The 4,134-nt window shown below is 70.9% G+C and carries 7 protein-coding genes; 3 read left to right on the forward strand and 4 right to left on the reverse strand.

What is annotated here, in order from left to right; genetic code table 11:
• Positions 1 to 461, forward strand: a 461-nt coding sequence (locus tag U4E84_RS16310) for a J domain-containing protein (RefSeq protein WP_322533169.1), incomplete at its 5' end; no start/stop codon positions are given.
• 6 nt (positions 462 to 467) lie between these two features.
• Here the strand turns inward: U4E84_RS16310 and U4E84_RS16315 are convergent.
• Positions 468 to 1,211, reverse strand: coding sequence for a molybdenum cofactor guanylyltransferase (locus U4E84_RS16315; RefSeq protein ID WP_322533170.1), 744 nt, complete (start codon positions 1,209 to 1,211; stop codon positions 468 to 470).
• Between the two features lie 154 nt (positions 1,212 to 1,365).
• Between U4E84_RS16315 and pdxS the strand changes: the two genes are divergently transcribed.
• The gene (pdxS, locus tag U4E84_RS16320) at positions 1,366 to 2,274 is read left to right on the forward strand and encodes a pyridoxal 5'-phosphate synthase lyase subunit PdxS (protein WP_322533171.1); all 909 of its coding nucleotides are present in this window, start codon (positions 1,366 to 1,368) and stop codon (positions 2,272 to 2,274) included.
• 44 nt (positions 2,275 to 2,318) lie between these two features.
• On the opposite strand, the gene U4E84_RS16325 is transcribed toward pdxS, so the two are convergent.
• Positions 2,319 to 2,657 carry a hypothetical protein gene (locus U4E84_RS16325; RefSeq protein ID WP_322533172.1) on the reverse strand — a complete coding sequence of 113 codons (339 nt, stop codon included), beginning with the start codon at positions 2,655 to 2,657 and terminating at the stop codon, positions 2,319 to 2,321.
• Between the two features lie 2 nt (positions 2,658 to 2,659).
• Positions 2,660 to 3,007, reverse strand: coding sequence for a winged helix-turn-helix domain-containing protein (locus tag U4E84_RS16330; protein WP_322533173.1), 348 nt, complete (start codon positions 3,005 to 3,007; stop codon positions 2,660 to 2,662).
• 102 nt (positions 3,008 to 3,109) lie between these two features.
• Here U4E84_RS16330 and U4E84_RS16335 point away from each other — a divergent pair, with 102 nt between their 5' ends.
• Positions 3,110 to 3,523: a hypothetical protein gene (locus tag U4E84_RS16335; RefSeq protein ID WP_322533174.1), complete on the forward strand. Its 414-nt coding sequence runs from the start codon at positions 3,110 to 3,112 to the stop codon at positions 3,521 to 3,523.
• 25 nt (positions 3,524 to 3,548) lie between these two features.
• Here the strand turns inward: U4E84_RS16335 and U4E84_RS16340 are convergent.
• A partial coding sequence (locus U4E84_RS16340) for a homoserine kinase (protein WP_322533175.1) occupies positions 3,549 to 4,134 on the reverse strand: 586 nt, incomplete at its 5' end.

The following is a 4,134-nucleotide window of genomic DNA, read 5'->3' on the forward strand; positions in this document are numbered from 1 at the left end:
TGGTCGCCGTTCCCTTCAGCGTGGTCTCGTACTTCCTCTGGTACCACGCCAGTGGGAAGCTCCGCGAGCGCGTCCGCCGCGAGGCGACGCGGGCGGGACCGGCCGAGCGCGAGCGGGCGCGACGCCGCGCTCGGACGGCGGAGCACCGCCGCTCCGCGTACCGATCGGCCGGCGCGACTGACGGCGGATTCGACGGCAGGGCCACCGGAGCGCGCGGCTCCGGCGGATTCGGGGGCGCTCGCGCTGGGGGCACGCGCGACCCTCGCGACCGCGCGCCGTCGACCGGCGGACCCTCCGAGCGCGAGGCGTACGCGACGCTGGGACTCGACCGGACGGCCGACCAGGAGACGGTCCGCGCGACCTACCGGGAGCGGGCGAAGCGGCTCCACCCAGACGGCGAGGACGGCGACGAGGAGGCGTTCAAGGAGCTGAACGAGGCGTACGAGGTCCTCCGCGACTGACCGCCGTCACCGACGGTCGCGGCCTGCGCGGGCGTCGCCCGCATCGGCGTCACCCCCGTCTGTGCCCCCTCCCACCTCGCCGAGCGCCGCGGCGATCGCGGCCTCCGCCTCCGCGAGCTCCTCGCGCGTGTTGACGTTCGTGAACGTGCGCGCCGTCGTCCGCAGGCGGATGGTCTCGTCGCCGACGATCACCCCGTCTAGCTCCTCCAGCGGTGCCAGCACCTTCCTATCGCCGCGGGCGAGCGCGCGGTCGCAGGCCGTCGCCATCGCCTCGGCGCGGTAGACCGCCTGCGTCGTCTGGAGCCAGCGGTCGTCCAGCTGCGGGACCGCCGCCTCGTGGCCCGCCGCGTCCTCCCGGAGGGTCGCGACGAATGCCGGGTCGACGAACGGCATGTCGCAGGCGACGACGACGGCGTACTCGGAGGGTGCGGCCCGGCAGGCGTTCCGGATCCCGGCCACCGGGCCGAGGTCGGGCTCGTCGTCGAGCGCCCACCGGACGGGGAGCGCGACGCCGTCGAGCGCCGCGGCGATCGCGTCTCGCTGGTCGGGCCGGCAGTTGATCACGAGGTCGTCGACGACGGGGTCGCCGCTCGCGGCGCGGGTCGCCCCGGGCGGGACCGGGTCGTCGGTCCCGGCGAGGCGGTTCGCGACCCGGCGGATCATCGGCGTGTCGGCGAGCTCGGCGACGGACTTGTCGCGGTCGCCGAAGCGCGTCGAGCGCCCTCCGGCGACGATGGCTCCGGTGGTCACGGCCTGATCTCCGGCGTCCGGGGACTTCGCCGTTGCGGTGGGGTCGGAGAGGGGCGGTCGTCGCGGCGCTCGCGGTGGCGCGAACGACCCCCGACACGCCCCGGAATCCGGCCGAAAGCGACCCGTTAAGTGGCCGGCGATCCTCCGATCGAACATGCCAGAGGCAACGGATCTGGAGGAGCTGAAGCGGGGGACCGACCTGGTCAAGCGCGGGTTCGCGCGGATGCAGAAGGGCGGCGTGATAATGGACGTCGTCACCCGCGAGCAGGCGCGGATCGCCGAGGACGCCGGCGCGGTCGCCGTGATGGCGCTGGAGGCGGTCCCCGCCGACATCCGAAAGCGAGGCGGCGTCGCCCGGATGCCCGACCCCGCCAACGTCACCGAGATCATCGACGAGGTGTCGATTCCGGTGATGGGGAAGTCGCGGATCGGCCACCGGAAGGAGGCGGAGATCCTGGAGTCGCTCGGCGTCGACATGATCGACGAGTCGGAGGTGCTCACGCCCGCCGACGACGAGTACCACACCGACAAGCGCGACTTCGCGTCCCCGTTCGTCTGCGGCGCCCGGGACCTCCCAGAGGCGCTCCGGCGCATCCGCGAGGGCGCGGCCATGATCCGCACGAAGGGCGAGGCCGGTACCGGCGACGTGAACCAGGCGGTCAAACACCAGCGCACCATCAAGAACCAGATCCGGACGCTCACCGGCCTCAACTACGAGGAGCGCGAGAAGTGGGCCCGCGAACACGGCGCTCCCCGGGACCTGGTCCACGAGACCGCCGAGGCCGGTCGGCTCCCCGTCGTCAACTTCGCGGCCGGCGGGATCGCGACCCCCGCGGACGCGGCGCTGATGATGTACCACGGCTGCGACGGCATCTTCGTCGGCTCCGGCATCTTCGGCGCGGAGGACCCCGTCGAGATGGGTAACGCGATCGTCGAAGCGGTCAACAACTGGGACGACCCCGACGAGCTCGCCGAGATCGCCTCCGGGATCGGCAAGGGAATGAAGGGCCAGTCGAACGCGGACATGGAGGAAGCGGAGAAGCTCCAGGGCCGCGGCGTTTAAGTAGCGAGTTTCCGCGTCCGACTTCGAACCGGCTGACGACGGGGTCAGGTTCTGAGCCCGTAAATGATACAGAGGAGGCCGGCGATTTCGAACGTCTGAGTGACGGCTTGGACGGCGACCCGACCCCCCGTCACCGGAAGCGCCACGTACGCGACGGTCACCGCGAGCGGCATCCCGAGCGCGAGAGCGAACCCCGCCGAGACGAACAGCATCGGTCGACTTCGGTTGCGACGGTATCCTCGATACGCGAGATAGGCGATGAACACTCCCAGTACCGCCCCGAGCAGTTCGTACGCCAACAGTCCGGTCTGGACCACGCCCGAGGGGTAGCCGTTCGATTGCAGTACGACGTCGTGTGAAAGCAGTAGGGTGCCCGCGACCATGGTCACATCTCCTCGACGAGGCGGGTGAAGCGGTCGGCCATCCCCTCCCGCCGATCGACTTGCACCGACAGCGTCCCGTCTGCGAGTTCGACGGTAATGCGTTCGAGATTCGGTTCGTACACCGTCCGATGGTGGCCCCCGTCGGGATCCGGGCGGGTCGCCTCGACGACGAGATCCGTCTCTCGCAGCCGTTCGAGCCGACGGTAGATCGTCGGCCCCGACGCCTCACACCGGGTTTTCAATGCGGTCGCGGACATGGGTTCCTGGCTCGTTTCGGTGAGGATGGTCCGGACCGTCTGGTCCGCGAGGAGACCGGCGACGGTCTCGACGTCCGGGGTGTCCTCACTCATCGGTGGCGTTTCGTCCAAGATCACTAAATGAGTGACGACCGCTTCAGCGTCTGAAGCCCTGGTGGTGGCTCTTTTGACGCCCCCTTCGAACGGCGAGGCGTGATGACAGACGCTCCACCGTCCGTGCGCGATTCGCAGTCAGAGTCGACGAGCATCCGATCCGGGTCCGACGACGCCGGCGGAAGCCGTCCGCTCGCGCTGGCTGGGATCGGCATCATCGCGCTGAGCGCGGCTCTGAGCGGCCTCGCCTACGGGGCCCTCCCCGAACAGATGCGAATCCACTGGACGCTCGGGATGGGCCCGTACTACGGCCCTGAGTTCGTCCCGACGCCGGCGGTTCTGACCGGTTTTCCCGTACTGATCGCCGGAGTCGCACTCGGATCCTACTGGCTCGAAACCCGGCTTCGCCGCACCGAGGGGTTCGACGCCGTCAGTCCGTACTACGCGGCCGGGATGGTGGCGACGCTCGGGGTCCTGTTGGCCGTTCACGGCGCTCTCGTCCTCGTCTCCCTGTGAGCGCGGGTCCCGCCTCGTCGCGGTTCTACGCGTCTAACACCGCCGATCCCTTCCCGATCCGTGTCTGGTAGGCGCGGGCGTCGATCCCGGCGTCGGCGAACGCGTCGAGCATCGCGGCAGCGACCCCCCGGCGGTGGTTCTCGCGGCAGACCGCGATGATGGCCGGTCCGGCGCCGCTGACGGTGACGCCCGCGGCGCCGGCGTCGAAGGCGGCGGCGCGCACGTCGTCGTACCCCGTGATCAGCCGCGCGCGCTCGGGGGTGACCACGGAGTCGTTCATGCCGGCGCCGACGAGGTCGGGGTCGGAGCGGCACATCCCGATCGCGAGCGTGGCCGCGTTGCCGACGGTCTCGACGATGTCCTCCATCGGCGCGGTCTCGGGGACGACCCGGCGCGCGTCCCGGGTTGAGACCGCGACGTCGGGGAGACAGGCGACGAGGGGAACCGCGGCGTCGACCGCGTGGGTCGCCTCGCTCGTCGTCACCGTGAACCCGCCGAGTATCGAGGGCGCGACGTTGTCCGAGTGGGCGACCCCGGAGACGACCGCCTCGCCCTCGGCGGCGATCGGGACCAGCTCGGACCGTGAGAGTCCCCGGTCGTACAGCCGGTTG

It is taken from the genome of Halorubrum sp. AD140 (genome assembly GCF_034497445.1).
Lineage (GTDB): Archaea > Halobacteriota > Halobacteria > Halobacteriales > Haloferacaceae > Halorubrum.

Coding starts and splice junctions, on each gene's coding strand:
- pdxS (WP_322533171.1), top strand. CDS start 1,366: ATGCCAGAGGCAACGGATCTGGAGGAGCTGAAGCGGGGGACCGACCTG.
- U4E84_RS16325 (WP_322533172.1), bottom strand. CDS start 2,657: ATGGTCGCGGGCACCCTACTGCTTTCACACGACGTCGTACTGCAATCG.
- U4E84_RS16330 (WP_322533173.1), bottom strand. CDS start 3,007: ATGAGTGAGGACACCCCGGACGTCGAGACCGTCGCCGGTCTCCTCGCG.
- U4E84_RS16335 (WP_322533174.1), top strand. CDS start 3,110: ATGACAGACGCTCCACCGTCCGTGCGCGATTCGCAGTCAGAGTCGACG.